The following is a 14900-nucleotide window of genomic DNA, read 5'->3' on the forward strand; positions in this document are numbered from 1 at the left end:
GTGGCAGAGCAGCACACCCCGCGATCCCTGATCGTCACCTTCTACGGCGCCTACGGGCGGTCCTTCGAGGGACCGGTCCCGGTGTCCGCCCTGGTCCGCCTGCTGGGCGCGGCCGGTGTGGACGCGCCATCGGTCCGCTCCTCGGTGTCCCGGCTCAAGCGGCGCGGCTTCCTGCTGCCCGCGCGCGCCGCGGACGGCTCGGCCGGGTACGAGCTCTCCGCGGAGGCCCGCCGGCTGCTGGACGACGGCGACCGGCGCATCTACGGGGAGCGCGGAGCCGAGGCCTCGGGGGAATGGCTGCTGGCGGTGTTCTCCGTCCCGGAGCAGGAGCGCCACAAGCGGCACCTCCTGCGCTCCCGCCTGGCCCGGCTGGGCTTCGGCGCGGTGGCTCCGGGCGTGTGGATCGCCCCCGCCCATGTGGAGGAGGAGACCGGGCACACCCTGGAGCGGCTGCACCTGACGGCGTACGTGGAGCTCTTCCGCGGCGCGCACCTGGGGTTCGCGCCGACCGCCGAGGCGGTGGCCCGCTGGTGGGACCTGGCGGCCCTGGCCAAGGCCCACGAGGAGTTCCTCGACCTGCACGAGCCGGTGCTGCGCGCCCTGCAGCAGGGCGGCGAGCCCACTGCGGAGGAGGCCTACCGGGGCTACCTGCGCGCCCTGGACAGCTGGCGGCGGCTGCCGTACGCCGACCCGGGGCTGCCGCGCGAGCTGCTGCCGTCGGACTGGCCCGGCGACCGGGCCGCGGCCGTCTTCGGCGAACTGCACGCCCGGCTGCGGGACATCGGGGCGCGGTTCGTGGAACCGTAGCGGACGGCGGGGACGTCAGGACCCGATGTGACGAGAGCCGGTCTTCCGCCTGGAGCTCCGCCGCCCGGATTCGGGCCGCCGGCGCCGCCACCGCCCCTGCAGCCGCCCACCGCCCCGTCGCGCAAGCGGGTGCGCCTGTGGACCGTGGCGGTGGCGGCGCTGGGCGGCGCCCTCGCCGGCTACCTGGCGTACGTACTGGCCGCCAACGCCAGGGCCTACTGCGACGCGGGCTGGGAGGCGGGCGGCAGGTTCGGCCTGCTCTTCGAGATGGTCGTGATGCTCGTCCCGGGGTGCGCGCTGCTCGCCGCACTGGTCTGGCTGCTCGCCCGGCGCGTGAACCCGGCGGTCGGCGTGGCGGCCGTGGTGCTGGTCCTGGCGGTGGTGGTCCTCTGGTACTTCGCCGCCGAGGGCACCTTGGCCGGCTACCCCGGGGACTCCGGGCTGTGCGGCCCGGACAACGTGCCGCCGTGGTGGCCCGGCTGGCTGCCCTCCTGATCTCTCGGTGACCTCTCGGGCGGGGTCCGCCGGGCCGGAATTTCGGGTGCGGGCTGGTGGCGGGCCGCGCCATCATGAGCCATGCCCTGGACCTTCACGCACGATCTGGCCGCCTACCGGACCGCGGCCGGGCCCGCCGTGGCCGCCGACCCGGTGTCGAACACACTGCTGCTGACGGTGGAGGGCGCCCTGGTGCGCCGCGGCCCGCACGCCTACTCCGACCACGACCCGGTGTTCGGCTGGTGGACCGGCGCGGACGGGGCCGTCGCGGGCGCCCTGGTGTGCACCCCGCCGTTCCCGCTGGTGCTGGGCCGGGTCCCGGACGAGGCCGTCGCGGCGCTCGGCGAGGCGCTGCACCGGGAGCCGCTGCTGGGCGGCATCGGCGGGTTCAACGCGCGGCGCGCCGACGGGGAGCGGCTCGCGCAGGCCTGGGGGCGGCCGGTCGGCGACCCGGAGGTGCTGCGGCTGTACCGGCTCGGCGACCTGGTGGCGCCGGAACCCGCGCCGGCGGGGCGGGCCCGGACCGCGGGCGAGGCGGACCTGCCGCTGGTGCGGGAGTGGTTCACGGCGTTCGCTCTCGAGCTGGACGACCCCGTGCCGGGGGATGCGGTGACGCGCGACCGGGTCGCGCAGCGCGGGGTGGTGCTGTGGGAGGACGGCGGCGGCCGGCCGGTCGCGGTGGCCTCGTTCAGCGCCGAGGTGGGCGGGGCCTCGCGGATCGGCCCCGTGTACACCCCGCCGGCCGAGCGCCGCCGCGGGTACGCGGCCGGGGTGACGCATGCCGCGGTCGGGGCGGCGCGGGGGGCCGGGGCCTCGGAGGTGCTGCTGTTCGCGGACACGGCGAATCCGACCAGCACCGGCGTGTACCTCCGCCTCGGCTTCCGCCCGGTGGAGGACCGCGCGGTGGTGGTCCCGGCGTGACCGGCTCACACGAGGCGCAGGAAGCGCAGGAGCAGGGCCTCGAGCCGCTGTGGATGGTGGTGGCGAACGTCGTGCAGTGGCGCCGCTACGGCGAGGGCGGCCAGGGGCAGCGCCCGGGCACGAAGAGCTTCAAGGGCGGCTCCCGGGTGTACGTCCAGGAGTCGGTGGACGGAGCGGAGAACTGCATGGTGATCGGGCGTCCCCGGCACACCCGGCGGTACGTCGCGGCGTTCGTGTCCACCCGCCACCTGCACACCTTCCGTCCCAAACTGGTGCGCAGCCCGGCCGTCCTGCGGACCGCCGAGTGGTCCGGCTTCCCGGACGGGGCGGCCGCGGCGCGCGCCGCGGCCGTGTACGAGCGCAAGGCGCGCGAGCTGCGGACCTGGCGCTGGGCGGACTGGCACCATCCCGAGCCGTGCCTGTGCCACGAATGCCTGACCTCGGCCGCCGCCTGAGCGAACCGGCGGAACCGGGTTCCGTGCGCTCCGCGTCCGGTGCGCTCAAACGCCGCGCGGGCTGGATTTATCCAGCCCCGCCGGCGTTTGAGGCGCGGGGTCCGGGGCGGAGCCCCGATCTTTGACGGGGCCGGGTGGGGGAACGGCTCCGCGCAGCGGGGGCGGAAGGGTCAGGCCCTGCCCGTCGGGGGCTTGCGGCTGCCGGCGCGGTACGGGGCGGGCCACGGGGCGGCCGGGCCCGTGTAGGACTGGTCGGCGGCCGCGTGCAGCGTCCAGTGCGGGTCGTACAGGTGGGGCCGCCCGATCGCGCACAGGTCGGCGCGGCCCGCCAGGAGGAGGGAATTGACGTCGTCCCACGAGGAGATCGCGCCGACGGCGATGACGGGAACGCCCAGCGCGTTGCGGATCCGGTCGGCGTACGGGGTCTGGTACGAGCGTCCGAACTCGGGGGTCTCATCGGCGACGACCTGCCCCGTGGAGACGTCGATGGCGTCGGCCCCGTGGGCGGCGAAGGCGGCCGCGATGGCCACGGCGTCCTCGGCCGAGGTGCCGCCGGGCGCCCAGTCCGTGGCGGACAGCCGCACCGTCATCGGCCGGTCCTCGGGCCACACCTCGCGGACGGCGTCGAAGACCTCCAGCGGGAAGCGGAGCCGCCCGGCCAGGCTGCCCCCGTAGGCGTCCTCGCGCCGGTTGGTCAGCGGGGAGAGGAAGCCGGACAGCAGGTAGCCGTGGGCGCAGTGCAGTTCGAGCAGGTCGAAGCCGCAGCCGGCGGCCCGGGCGGCGGCGCCCGCGAACTCGGCGCGGATCGCGGCCAGATCCCGGCGGGTGAGGGCGCGCGGGACGGCCGAGACGCCGGGCCGGTACGGCAGCGCCGAGGCGGCCACCACCGGCCAGTTGCCCTCGGGCAGCGGGTCGTCCATCCCCTCCCACATCAGGCGGGTGGAACCCTTGCGGCCCGAGTGGCCGAGCTGGACGCCGAGGGCGGTCCCCGGCGCGGAGGTGTGCACGAAGTCGGCGATGCGGGTCCAGGCGGCGGCCTGCGAGTCCGTGTACAGGCCGGTGCAGCCGGGGGTGATGCGGCCCTCGGGGGACACGCAGACCATCTCGGTCATGACCAGGGCGGCCCCGCCGAGGGCGCGGGCGCCGAGGTGGACGAGGTGGAAGTCGCCGGGCATGCCGTCCCCGCCGGCCGCGGAGTACATGTCCATCGGGGAGACCACGACCCGGTTGCGCAGGGTCAGCCCGCGCAGGCGCAGCGGGGTGAACATGGGCGGGGTCGCCTCGTCGGGGCAGCCGAAGTCCCGCTCCACGGCCCGGGTGAACCGTTCGTCGCGCATCCTCAGGTTGCCGTGGGTGACGCGGCGGCTGCGGGTGAGCAGGTTGAACGCGAACTGCCGCCCGGGCTGGTCGACGTACCCGGCGAGCTCCTCGAACCACCGCATGCTGGCGGCCGCGGCGCGCTGGGTGGAGGCCACCGCGGGCCGGCGGGCCGCCTCGTACGCGGCGAGGGCGGCGGGCACGTCGGGCTCGGCGGCGACGGCCTCGGCGAGGGCGAGCGCGTCCTCCACGGCCAGTTTGGTGCCCGAGCCGATGGAGAAGTGCGCGGTGTGCGCCGCGTCGCCGAGGAGCACCACGTTGCCCTGGGACCACCGCTCGTTGACGACGGTGCGGAACCCGGTCCAGGCGGAGCGGTTGCCGCGCAGCGGGCGGCCGCGCAGGGCCTCGCTGAAGACCTTGGCGCAGCGGGCCGCCGATTCGGCCTCGTCGCACAGGTCGAAGGCGGCGGCCCGCCAGACCTCCTCGCGCATCTCCACGATGACGGTGGAGGAGTCCTGCGCGTACGGGTAGGCGTGCAGCTGCATGACGCCGTGCTCGGTCTCGGCGATCTCGAAGCGGAAGGCGTCGAAGGCGAAGTCGGAGGCGAGCCAGATGTACCGGCAGCGCCCGCCCGTCACGGTGGGCCGGAAGTGCGCGGCGCCGCTGCGCCGGGTAGCGCTGTGCACCCCGTCGGCGGCGACGACCAGGTCGTACGAGGCGGCCAGCGCCTCGGCGTCGGGCGCGGGCGTGCGCAGGCGCAGGTGGACGCCGAGGTCGGCGCAGCGGGCGTGGAGGATCTCCAGGAGCCGGCGCCGGCCGAGGGCGGCGAAGCCGTGGCCGCCGGAGGTCAGCATGCGGCCGCGGTGGACGATGTCGATGTCGTCCCAGCGGACGAACTCGGCGCTCAGGGCGGCGTAGACCTCCGTGTCGGCCCGTTCGATGCCGCCGAGGGTCTCGTCGGAGAGGACCACGCCGAAGCCGAAGGTGTCGTCGGGTGCGCCGCGCTCCCAGACGTGGACCGTGTGCCCCTGCCGGGCGAGCAGCGCAGCGGCGTACAGCCCGCCCGGCCCCCCGCCGATCACCGCGACGCCGAGTGTGCTCGCGACGGGCATGGCGCTACCTGCCCTTCCACTCCGGGGGCCGCTTCGCGGTGAAGGCGGCGTGGAACTCGGCGTAGTCCTGGCCGTTCATCAGCAGGGCCTGGGTGTTGGCGTCCAGCTCCACGGAGGCGCCGAGCGGCATGTCGAGCTCGGCGGTCAGCAGGGCCTTGGTCTGGGCGTAGGCGAGGGCGGGTCCGGCGGCGAGGTGGGTGGCGAGTTCGGCGGCCCGGGCGTCGGCCTTGCCCTCCTCGGTGAGCTCGCTGAGCAGCCCGATCCGCTCGGCCTCCGGGGCGCGTACGGGCTCTCCGAGCATCAGCAGCCGGGTGGCGTGGCCGAGGCCGACGACGCGGGGCAGCAGGTAGGCCGCTCCCATGTCCCCGCCGGAGAGGCCGACGCGGGTGAAGAGGAACGCGAAGCGGGCGGTGGGGTCGGCGATGCGGAAGTCGGCGGCGAGGGCGAGGACGGCCCCGGCGCCGGCGGCGACCCCGTGCACGGCGGCGATCACCGGGAAGGGGCATTCGCGGACGGCGCGCACGACCTGGCCGGTCATCCGGTTGAAGTCCAGGAGCTGGGCGGTGTCCATGGCGAGGGTGGCGCCGATGATCTCGTCGACGTCGCCGCCGGAGCAGAAGCCACGGCCCTCGCCGCCGAGGACGAGGGCGCGCACGGAGCGTTCGCGGGAGAGTTCGGCGAGGAGGTCGCGCAGGTCCGCGTAGGCGCCGAAGGTGAGGGCGTTGAGTTTCTCGGGGCGGTCGAGGGTGACGGTGGCCACGCCGTCCTGCCGGCTCACCCGCAGGTGGCGCCACCGTTCGGTCGCTGGTGTGGAACCGATGAAGGGGCTCACGGCATCGACGGTATCACCGCGTCATGACTTCCGTCACAGAAACGCGATACGCCGATCGGCCGATGCCGCGAGCACGGGCGCCGCTCCCGCCCGCATGAGTATGCGGTGGTTATGCGGCTGCGGGGGCAGGGGCGGCGAGGGTGGCGACGAGTACGGCCTTGATCGTGTGCAGCCGGTTCTCGGCTTCGTCGAAGACGACCGAGTGCGCCGACTCGAACACCTCGTCGGTGACCTCCAGCGACTCCAGGCCGTGCCGCTCGTGGATCTCCCGGCCGACCTTGGTGCCCAGGTCGTGGAAGGCCGGAAGGCAGTGCAGGAACTTCACGTCCGGGTTGCCGGTGGCGCGCAGCACGTCCATGGTGACCGCGTACGGGGCCAGGGCGGCGATCCGCTCGTCCCAGACCTCCTTGGGCTCGCCCATGGAGACCCACACGTCGGTGGCGACGAAGTCGGCCCGGTCGACGCCCTCGGCGACCTCCTCGGTCAGGGTGATCCGGGCCCCGCTCGCGGCGGCGAGCTCGTTCGCCCGGGCCACGACGTCCTCGGCCGGCCAGTAGGCCTTGGGCGCGACGATGCGGACGTCCATGCCGAGCAGGGCGCCGGTCACCAGGTAGGAGTTGCCCATGTTGAAGCGGGCGTCGCCGAGGTAGGCGAAAGCCATCCGGTCCAGCGGCTTGGCGCAGTGTTCGGTCATGGTGAGGACGTCGGCGAGCATCTGGGTGGGGTGCCATTCGTCGGTGAGCCCGTTGAAGACGGGCACGCCGGCGTGCTCGGCGAGCGCCTCGACGGCCTCCTGGCTGTCACCGCGGTACTCGATCCCGTCGAACATCCGGCCCAGCACGCGGGCGGTGTCCTTGACGGACTCCTTGTGGCCGATCTGGGAGCCCGCGGGGTCGAGGTAGGTGGTGTGGGCGCCCTGGTCGGCGGCGGCGACCTCGAACGCGCAGCGGGTGCGCGTCGAGGTCTTCTCGAAGATCAGCGCGATGTTCCGGCCCTGGAGGCGCCGCTGCTCGGTGCCGGCCCGCTTGGCGGCCTTCAGCTCGGCGGCCAGTTCGACCAGGCCGCGGAACTCGCCGGCGGTGAAGTCGAGCTCCTTGAGGAAACTGCGGCCGAGGAGGTCGGTGGCCATGGGCGTACTCCAGGGTGGGACGACAGGGGATGCCTGGAAGTCTATACGAACATCTGTATTCATATACAGCCCGCCCCCTGTGTTCCTCGCCTCGCCTCCTCGCCCCTCCCTCCTCGTGGTCTTCCGATCATGCCTGGTAGGGCGCCGCCCGGCCTCCTCGGACCGGCCCGGACTGACCCGAGCGGGCCTTCAGACGGGGTCCCGCTCCACCGGACAGCTCATGCAGCGCGGGCCGCCCCGGCCCCGCCCGAGCTCGCTGCCGGGGATCTCGATGACCTCGATGCCCTGCTTGCGCAGGTGCGTGTTGGTGGTCACGTTCCGCTCGTACGCCACGACCACCCCCGGCTCCACCGCGAGGACGTTGCAGCCGTCGTCCCACTGCTCGCGCTCCGCCGCGTGCACGTCCTGCGTCGCGGTCAGCACCCGGATCGAGTCCAGCCCGAGGGCCGCCGCGACGGCCCGGTGCATGTGCTCCGGCGGGTGGTCCGTCACCTTCAGCTCCTGGAGCCCGGCGCCCGGCTCGATGGTGTACGAGCGCAGCATGCCCAGGCCCGCGTACTGGGTGAACGTGTCCCCGTCGACCATCGTCATCACGGTGTCCAGGTGCATGAAGGCCCGCCTCTTCGGCATGTCGAGGGCCACGATCGTGGTAGCCGACCCGGCCGCGAACAGGCCCCGCGCCAGCATCTCCACCGCCTGCGGCGTGGTCCGCTCGCTCATCCCGATCAGCACTGCGCCGTTGCCGATGACGAGCACGTCCCCGCCCTCGATGGTCGAGGGGTAGTCGGCCTGGCCCTGCGACCAGTAGTGGAAGGCACCGGAGGCGGTGAACAGCGGGTGGTGCTTGTAGATGGCCTCGAAGTGCACGGTCTCGCGCTGCCGGGCCGGCCAGCGCATGGCGTTGATGGACACCCCGTCGTAGATCCAGGCCGAAGTGTCGCGGGTGAACAGGTGGTTGGGCAGCGGGCCGAGGAGGAAGTCGTCGAGTTCCATGGCGTGGAAGCGGACGGAGACCGGCTCGGCGTGCCGTTCGAGGAACTCGCGCTTGGTCATCCCTCCGACCAGGGCCTCGGCGAGGTCGGCCGGCGGCAGCCCGTCGAACACCGCCCGCAGGTGGTCGGTGGCGAGCGGCCCGTACTCCTTCTCGTCGAAGACCCGGTCCAGGACCAGGTGCCTGGCCTCGGGGATGTCCAGGGCCTCGCGCAGCAGATCGCCGAAGAGGTGCACCTCCACACCCCGGTCCCGCAGCACGTCGGCGAATCCGTCGTGCTCCTGGCGGGCCCGGCGCACCCACAGCACGTCGTCGAAGAGCAGTGCGTCCTTGTTGCTCGGAGTGAGCCGCTTCAGCTCCAGATCGGGCCGGTGGAGGATGACGCGGCGAAGCCGTCCGGCCTCGGAGTCGACATGGAATCCCATGGCGTACACGTTCGCAGACCGGACGGCTTTTTGACGTGGCGTTCGACCAGTTCCGGGCAGAGGCCCCGGCGGGCCGCGCCGCGCGGGTCAGTGCAGCCCGAGGAGCGCCGACGGGGTCCCGATCAGCTCCGGGGCGATCACGCCGAGTTCGGGCTTGGCCAGGTTCGGCACACCCGCGTTGCCGGCGTCCGGCGCCGTCAGCAGGCCGCCGAGGACCACGCCGGGGGTCTTGGCGCGCAGGGGGGTGGCCGGCGCCTCCAGCCCGCCCTCCGCGTCGGTGGCCGGGTCGCCGAGCAGGTTCGGCACCGGGGTGCTGACCAGGGTGCTGCCGAGGTCGGTGCCGATGGGCACCACGGGCACGAGGGAGGTGGGGAGCAGGTCGCCCGAGTGGTGGCGGACCTCCGGGGCGCCGACGACCGGTACCGGCACGCCGGTGCCCACGCGCGGCGTGTCCACGCCCAGGGTGGTCTTCACGGCGTCCAGCGGGACCGACACCGGCACCGCGTCGGCCGCGGCCGGGGTGGCCGCGCCCGCCGCGGCCATACAGGTCATGAGCGCCGCAAGGCTTCCGCGCGCGGTCATCTTCATAGGTGACGTTCCGTCCTTCCAGGGTCGCGGACATTCCGCTGCCCTGGATGAACGATCCCGCCCGCGGTTTTCCCGGCGTTCCCGGGGAAAGTTCCCCCATACGACCTAATTAGGGGCCGTACGGGGGCACTCGCTTTACGCCGGGGCGGCGCCCGCGGTCACAGCCGCGGGTCGACCGGCTCCGACTCCAGGGCCAGCACCGCGAACACCGGCTCGTGGACCCGCCACAGCGGCTCGCCGGCCGCCAGCCGGTCCAGGGCCTCCAGTCCGAGTGCGTACTCGCGCAGCGCCAGGGACCGCTTGTGCCCGAGGAACCGCCCGCGCAGCCGCTCCAGCTGCTCCGGACGCGTGTACTCCGGGCCGTAGATGATCCGCAGGTACTCGCGGCCGCGCACCTTGATGCCCGGCTGGACCAGGCGCCCCTTGGCGTCCCGGGCATACGCCTGGAGCGGCTTGACGACCATGCCTTCGCCGCCCGCGGCCGTGAGCTCCAGCCACCAGTCGGTGCCCGCCCGTACGGAGTCCTCGTCGGCCGGGTCGACCAGGATCCGGGCGGTGCGCCGCAGCAGCCCGGTGCCGGCGGCCTCGTCGGCGTCGACCAGCCGGTCGATCCAGAACAGCTGCTCGTCGTGGGGCACCGCGGCCAGCGACCGCCCGGCCGCGGCCAGCAGCTGGAACGGCGCGAACCGTACGCCGTCCAGCCCGTCCGTGGTCCAGCAGTAGCGCCGGTAGGCCTCGGTGAACCGGGCGGTGTCGGCGGCCCGGTCCCGCTGGCGGTCGGCCAGGCCGCCGGTGTCCACGCCGCGGGCGGCGGCCGCGTCCAGGGCGGCGAGGGCGTCCGGGAAGACGGCGCGGGAGGCCGCGCCGACGGCCGCGTACTGGTGGCGCAGCAGGCCGGCGGACTTCAGCGACCAGGGCAGCAGTTCCCCGTCGATCAGCAGCCAGTCGGTGGCGAGCTCCTCCCACAGCCCCGCGGCGGTGACCGCCCGGCGGATCCGGTCGAGGACCTGCTCGGTGGTGGCGGGGTCGGCGAAGAAGGGCCGGCCGGTGCGGGTGTAGACGGAGCCGGTGGCGGCGCCGTCGGTGCCGAAGCGGGTCCGCGCCGCCTCGGCGTCCCGGCAGACCAGGACGGTGGCGCGGGAGCCCATGTGCTTCTCCTCGCAGACCACCTGGGCGATGCCGTCGGCCCGGTACTGGGCGAACGCCTGCGCCGGGTGCTCCAGGAAGGAGCCGTCGGCGGCGGTCGCGGCCGGGGCCATGGTGGGCGGCAGGTACGGCACCAGCCGCGGGTCCACCGCGAAGCGGCTCATGACCTCAAGGGCGGCGGCCGCGTTCTCCTCGCGGACGGCGACGTTGCCCAGGTGGCGGGTCTCCACGGTGCGGCGGCCGTGCACGTCGGCCAGGTCGAGCGGGCGGCCCTCGTGGCCGTCGGGCGCAGCGGCGGCGAGCGGCTTGACCGGCTCGTACCAGACCTTCTCGGCCGGGACGTCGACCAGTTCGCGCTCGGGCCAGCGCAGCGCGGTCATGCGGCCGCCGAACACGGCCCCGGTGTCGAGGCAGATGGTGTTGTTGATCCAGGAGGTGTCCGGGACGGGGGTGTGTCCGTAGACCACGGCCGCCTTGCCGCGGTAGTCCTCGGCCCACGGGTAGCGCACGGGCAGCCCGAACTCGTCGGTCTCGCCGGTGGTCTCCCCGTACAGGGCGTGGGAGCGGACGCGGCCGGAGGTGCGGCCGTGGTACTTCTCGGGCAGCCCGGCGTGGCAGACCACGAGCCGGCCGCCGTCGAGGACGTAGTGGCTGACGAGGCCGGCGATGAACGCGCGGACCTCGGAGACGAACTCCTCGGGCTCGCGGGCCAGCTGCTCGACGGTCTCGGCGAGGCCGTGGGTCAGCTGGACCTTGGAGCCCTTCAGGTAGCGGCTGAGCTTGTTCTCGTGGTTGCCGGGCACGCACAGGGCGTTGCCGGAGGCGACCATGCCCATGACGCGGCGCAGGACGCCCGGGCTGTCCGGGCCGCGGTCGACGAGGTCGCCGACGAACACGGCGGTACGGCCCTCGGGGTGGGCGCCGTCCTCGTAGCCGAGCTTGGCGAGCAGGGTCTCCAGCTCGGAGGAGCAGCCGTGGATGTCGCCGATGATGTCGAAGGGGCCGGTGAGGTGGGTGAGGTCGTTGAAGCGCTTCTCGCGCACGATCTCGACGCTCTCCACCTCCTCGACGGAGCGCAGTACGTGCACCTTGCGGAAGCCCTCGCGCTCCAGGCCGCGCAGCGAGCGGCGCAGCTCGCGGCGGTGGCGCTGGATGACGTGGCGGGGCAGGTGGGCGTGGTCGGGGCGGGCGGCGTTGCGTTCGGCGCAGACCGCCTCGGGCAGGTCGAGGACGATGGCGATGGGCAGCACGTCGTGCTCGCGGGCGAGGCGGACGAGCTGGCGGCGGGCCTCCTGCTGGACGCTGGTGGCGTCGATGACGGTGAGGCGGCCGGCGGCCAGGCGCTTGCCGGCGATGTAGTGCAGGACGTCGAAGGCGTCCTTGCTGGCGCCCTGGTCGTTCTCGTCGTCGCTGACCAGGCCGCGGCAGTGGTCGGAGGAGAGGACCTCGGTCGGCTTGAAGTGCCTGCGGGCGAAGGTGGACTTGCCCGAGCCGGTGGCCCCGACGAGGACGACGAGGGACAGGTCGGTGACGGGCAGCACGCGGTGGGTGCCGGTGGTGCCGGCCGGGGTGGTGTCGGTGGTGGTCATGCCGCCTCGCCCTCCTTCGGGGTGTCGGTGCCGGTGCCGGTGTCGGTGTCGGCCGTGTGGGTGGTGTCGCCGGCGGCCAGGGTGAAGACAGCCATCTGTGTGGGCGGTCCGACCTCGGGGTCCTCGTCCCCGACGGGCACGAACTGCGCGGTGTACCCGTACCGTCCGGCGACGGCGCCCGCCCACTCGCGGAACTCCGCGCGCGTCCACTCGAAGCGGTGGTCGGCGTGCCGGACGTGTCCGGCGGGCAGGCTCTCCCAGCGCACGTTGTACTCCGCGTTCGGGGTGGTCACGAGGACCGTGCGGGGGCGGGCCGAGCCGAACACCGCGTACTCCAGGGCCGGTAGCCGCGGCAGGTCCAGGTGCTCGATGACCTCGCTGAGCACGGCCGCGTCGTAGCCGGCCAGCCGCTTGTCGGTGTAGGCCAGCGACCCCTGCAGCAGCCGCACGCGCTGCGCCTGCTTCTCCCCCATGCGCTCCAGCCGCAGCCGCCGCGCGGCGGTGCCGAGGGCCCGCATGGACACGTCGACGCCGACGATCTCGGTGAAGGAGACGTCCTTCAGCAGCTCCTGCACCAGCTGGCCCTGGCCGCAGCCGAGGTCGAGGACGCGGGCGGCGCCGGCGGAGCGCAGCGCGGCGAGGACGGCCTCGCGGCGCCGCACGGCGAGCGGGACCGGCCGCTCCTCGGTGTCGGTGGTCTCGTCGACGGCGTTGTCGAGCTCCTCGGCCTCGCTGCCGTCGGCCTCGGCGAGGCGGGCCAGTTCCAGGCGCTCCAGGGCGCTCTGGGTGAGCCGCTTGTGCCGGGCCAGGTAGCGGGAGGTGATCAGGGCGTTGTCGGGGTGGGCGGCGAGCCAGCCGTCGCCGGCCCGCAGCAGCTTGTCCACCTCGTCCGGGGCGACCCAGTAGTGCTTGGCGTCGTCGAGCACGGGCAGCAGGACGTACAGCTGGCGCAGCGCGTCGGTGAGCCGCAGCTCGCCCTCCATGACGAGCCGCACGTACCGGGAGTCCCCCCACTCGGGGAACTGCTCGTCGAGCGGGACCGGCTCCGGGCGTACGAGGTCCCAGCCGAGCGGGTCGAACAGCCGGTGCACCAGCTCCGGGCCGCCGCGTGCGGGCAGGGCCGGTATCTCGATCCTCAGCGGGCGGACCCGGTCCACGAGCTCGGGGCGGGCGGCGCACCTGCCGTTCAGCGCACTGCGGAAGACCTTGCCGAGCGCCACGGCGAGCAGCGAGGAGGCCGCATACGGCCGGTCGTTGACGTACTGCGCGAGTGCGGCGTCGGGCGCACCGCCGCAGCCTTTGCCCTGACCGCGCCGCACGAGGGCGACGGGGTCCACCTCCAGCAGCAGCGCCGCCGTGCAGCGCTCGGCCGTGGCCTCGGGGTAGAACACGTGGGCGCTGCCGTGGGAGGTGGCGAACGCCTGCGCCTTCCCCGGGTGCTTGTGCAGCAGAAAGCCCAGGTCAGTCGCCGGGTCCGCGGCGGTGCCGGTGGTGGTGATCGTCAGGAACATGCGCCTGAGTATGTGCTCGCGCCACGGGTCGGACCAACGGGTTTTGTGCACGCGGGCGGGCTCGCGTGCACTGCCGTGGCGGGCCGGCCGCCGGGATCCGGGGCGCAGGGGTGAAGACGTATCCATCATGACAGGTCAGAGGCCGTTTTCGTAGGACGAAGGGCACAGCCGATTGCCCTTGTTTGGGCCCCTGTGCGGCTTTCAGAATCTCCCTCATGAATCCCACGGAGAAGATCAATCACGACGCCGTGCTGCGGGCCCGGGTGGCGCTCCTCGCATCGGGGACCCTGCCGGTCGCCCGGCAGGTCGCCGCCTATCGCGTTCTGGTCCAGGTGAGCCCGTTGGCCTATCTGCCCCTGCTGGCGGTCGCGTTGTTCGGGTACAGCCGTCAGGAGTTCGCCCACCGGCCCGCGATAGCGCTCGCCCTGCGCGCCGAGTCCGTGGCCGCCGCCCGCCGGATGTGCGCGCTGGAGCCCGGGCGGACGCAGCTGCTCCTCACCTCGCTGGTCCACTACCGCGAACAGCTGGCCGTGGCGGGGCGGCCCGAGGAACTCGCCGCCGTCGAGGCGGAGATGACCGCCCTCGTCGCGTCGGGCGCCGGGGTGCTCGGCGAACGCTGGGACCTCGGGGGCGTGTAGCGGGCTCCGACAGCCCGGGGGATCGGGCCGCGGTCACCGCCCGGCGGCCAGTGCGGCGATCCGGTCGGGGCCGATGCGGCAGCAGCCGCCGATGAGGCGGGCGCCGGTGCGCTGCCAGGCGGCGGTGGGCCACGGCGCGGGGGCGGGCGGGTACCGCCAGGTGCCGGTGGCCCCGTCCCACACGGAGCCGTCGTTGGGGTAGGCCAGCAGCGGCTTTCCGGTGACGGAGGCGGCGGCCTCCAGTGCGGGCAGCACGTCCTGGGGGTCGCAGCAGTTGACGCCGACCGCGATGACCTGCGGGGACTCGGCGGCGAGGGCGAAGGCCTCGGCGAGGGGGCCGCCCGCGCGGGTCCGGCCGGCGGCGACGGTGTAGCTGATCCAGGCGGTGGCCCCGGTCTCGGCGAGGACGGCGGTCAGCGCCCCGGCCTCGTCGGCGTCGGGGATGGTCTCCACCGCCAGCACGTCGGGGCCGGCCTCCAGCAGGGCCTCGATGCGGGGCCGGTGGAAGGCGGCGAGCTCGCGCCGCCCCAGGCCGTACCGGCCGCGGTACTCGGAGCCGTCGGCGAGCACCGCCCCGTACGGGCCGATGGAGGCGGCGACCCACACCCCGTGGTCGGCGGCCTCGGCGACCCGGGCGGCGAGGGCGACGCTGCGGTGCAGCAGGGCGGTGGTCTCGGCGCGGCCGTAGCCGTGGGCGGCGAAGGCCTCGTACCCCACCTGGTAGCTCGCGGTGATCAGCACTTCGGCGCCGGCCCGCGCGTAGGCGGTGTGGGCGGACTCGACCTGGTCCGGCCGCTCGGCGAGCACCCGGCCCGACCAGAGGCCGCCGGACAGGTCGCAGCCCTGGTCGGCGAGCTGGTTGCTGAGCCCGCCGTCCAGGACGACCGTCCGGCGCGAGAGGGCTTCGGCGAGCGGGCCGGACGCACGGGGCACGGGTCCTCCAC

At 74.2% G+C, this 14900-nt stretch carries 13 protein-coding genes; 5 read left to right on the forward strand and 8 right to left on the reverse strand.

The window, feature by feature from the left end:
- The 4 genes from ABZ924_RS02150 to ABZ924_RS02165 all read left to right on the forward strand — a co-directional run bounded on the left by ABZ924_RS02150 (position 1) and on the right by ABZ924_RS02165 (position 2678).
- The gene (locus ABZ924_RS02150; protein ID WP_361902637.1) at positions 1-807 is read left to right on the forward strand and encodes a PaaX family transcriptional regulator C-terminal domain-containing protein; all 807 of its coding nucleotides are present in this window, start codon (positions 1-3) and stop codon (positions 805-807) included.
- Positions 808-936: 129 nt separating this feature from the next.
- A complete protein-coding gene (locus ABZ924_RS02155; protein ID WP_361902640.1) occupies positions 937-1302 on the forward strand; it encodes a hypothetical protein in 366 nt (121 codons plus the stop codon).
- Between the two features lie 81 nt (positions 1303-1383).
- Complete coding sequence (locus ABZ924_RS02160; RefSeq protein ID WP_361902643.1) at positions 1384-2223, forward strand: GNAT family N-acetyltransferase; 840 nt, start codon at positions 1384-1386, stop codon at positions 2221-2223.
- A complete protein-coding gene (locus ABZ924_RS02165; RefSeq protein WP_361902646.1) occupies positions 2220-2678 on the forward strand; it encodes a hypothetical protein in 459 nt (152 codons plus the stop codon). The genes ABZ924_RS02160 and ABZ924_RS02165 overlap by 4 nt, the downstream gene beginning before the upstream one ends.
- 170 nt (positions 2679-2848) lie before the next feature.
- Here the strand turns inward: ABZ924_RS02165 and ABZ924_RS02170 are convergent, their stop codons facing one another.
- From ABZ924_RS02170 to ABZ924_RS02200, 7 genes are all read right to left on the reverse strand, one after another.
- Positions 2849-5107 (reverse strand): bifunctional salicylyl-CoA 5-hydroxylase/oxidoreductase, encoded by a 2259-nt coding sequence (locus ABZ924_RS02170; RefSeq protein ID WP_361902649.1) that lies wholly within the window; start codon positions 5105-5107, stop codon positions 2849-2851.
- 4 nt (positions 5108-5111) lie between these two features.
- Positions 5112-5939: an enoyl-CoA hydratase family protein gene (locus ABZ924_RS02175; RefSeq protein ID WP_361902652.1), complete on the reverse strand. Its 828-nt coding sequence runs from the start codon at positions 5937-5939 to the stop codon at positions 5112-5114.
- 109 nt (positions 5940-6048) lie between these two features.
- Positions 6049-7068, reverse strand: a complete 1020-nt coding sequence (argF, locus tag ABZ924_RS02180; protein WP_361902655.1) for an ornithine carbamoyltransferase — start codon at positions 7066-7068, stop codon at positions 6049-6051.
- A 189-nt stretch (positions 7069-7257) separates the two neighbouring features.
- The gene (locus ABZ924_RS02185; RefSeq protein WP_361902658.1) at positions 7258-8484 is read right to left on the reverse strand and encodes an arginine deiminase; all 1227 of its coding nucleotides are present in this window, start codon (positions 8482-8484) and stop codon (positions 7258-7260) included.
- An 87-nt stretch (positions 8485-8571) separates the two neighbouring features.
- Positions 8572-9072 carry a hypothetical protein gene (locus ABZ924_RS02190; RefSeq protein ID WP_361902661.1) on the reverse strand — a complete coding sequence of 167 codons (501 nt, stop codon included), beginning with the start codon at positions 9070-9072 and terminating at the stop codon, positions 8572-8574.
- A 158-nt stretch (positions 9073-9230) separates the two neighbouring features.
- Positions 9231-11807, reverse strand: a complete 2577-nt coding sequence (locus ABZ924_RS02195) for a polynucleotide kinase-phosphatase (RefSeq protein ID WP_361902664.1) — start codon at positions 11805-11807, stop codon at positions 9231-9233.
- A complete protein-coding gene (locus ABZ924_RS02200) occupies positions 11804-13318 on the reverse strand; it encodes a 3' terminal RNA ribose 2'-O-methyltransferase Hen1 (protein ID WP_361902667.1) in 1515 nt (504 codons plus the stop codon). Before ABZ924_RS02200 ends, ABZ924_RS02195 begins: the two co-directional genes overlap by 4 nt.
- Positions 13319-13533: 215 nt before the next feature.
- On the opposite strand from ABZ924_RS02200, the gene ABZ924_RS02205 reads away from it, so the two are divergent.
- Positions 13534-13956 (forward strand): hypothetical protein, encoded by a 423-nt coding sequence (locus tag ABZ924_RS02205; RefSeq protein ID WP_361902669.1) that lies wholly within the window; start codon positions 13534-13536, stop codon positions 13954-13956.
- Positions 13957-13989: 33 nt separating this feature from the next.
- Here the strand turns inward: ABZ924_RS02205 and mmuM are convergent, their stop codons facing one another.
- Complete coding sequence (gene mmuM, locus ABZ924_RS02210) at positions 13990-14889, reverse strand: homocysteine S-methyltransferase (RefSeq protein WP_361902672.1); 900 nt, start codon at positions 14887-14889, stop codon at positions 13990-13992.
- Positions 14890-14900: the final 11 nt, after the last annotated feature.

This window comes from Streptomyces sp. NPDC046876 (assembly GCF_040645035.1).
Lineage (GTDB): Bacteria > Actinomycetota > Actinomycetes > Streptomycetales > Streptomycetaceae > Streptomyces.

Coding starts and splice junctions, on each gene's coding strand:
- ABZ924_RS02160 (WP_361902643.1), top strand. CDS start 1,384: ATGCCCTGGACCTTCACGCACGATCTGGCCGCCTACCGGACCGCGGCC.
- ABZ924_RS02170 (WP_361902649.1), bottom strand. CDS start 5,107: ATGCCCGTCGCGAGCACACTCGGCGTCGCGGTGATCGGCGGGGGGCCG.
- argF (WP_361902655.1), bottom strand. CDS start 7,068: ATGGCCACCGACCTCCTCGGCCGCAGTTTCCTCAAGGAGCTCGACTTC.
- ABZ924_RS02185 (WP_361902658.1), bottom strand. CDS start 8,484: ATGGGATTCCATGTCGACTCCGAGGCCGGACGGCTTCGCCGCGTCATC.
- ABZ924_RS02190 (WP_361902661.1), bottom strand. CDS start 9,072: ATGAAGATGACCGCGCGCGGAAGCCTTGCGGCGCTCATGACCTGTATG.
- ABZ924_RS02195 (WP_361902664.1), bottom strand. CDS start 11,807: ATGACCACCACCGACACCACCCCGGCCGGCACCACCGGCACCCACCGC.
- ABZ924_RS02200 (WP_361902667.1), bottom strand. CDS start 13,318: ATGTTCCTGACGATCACCACCACCGGCACCGCCGCGGACCCGGCGACT.
- ABZ924_RS02205 (WP_361902669.1), top strand. CDS start 13,534: ATGAATCCCACGGAGAAGATCAATCACGACGCCGTGCTGCGGGCCCGG.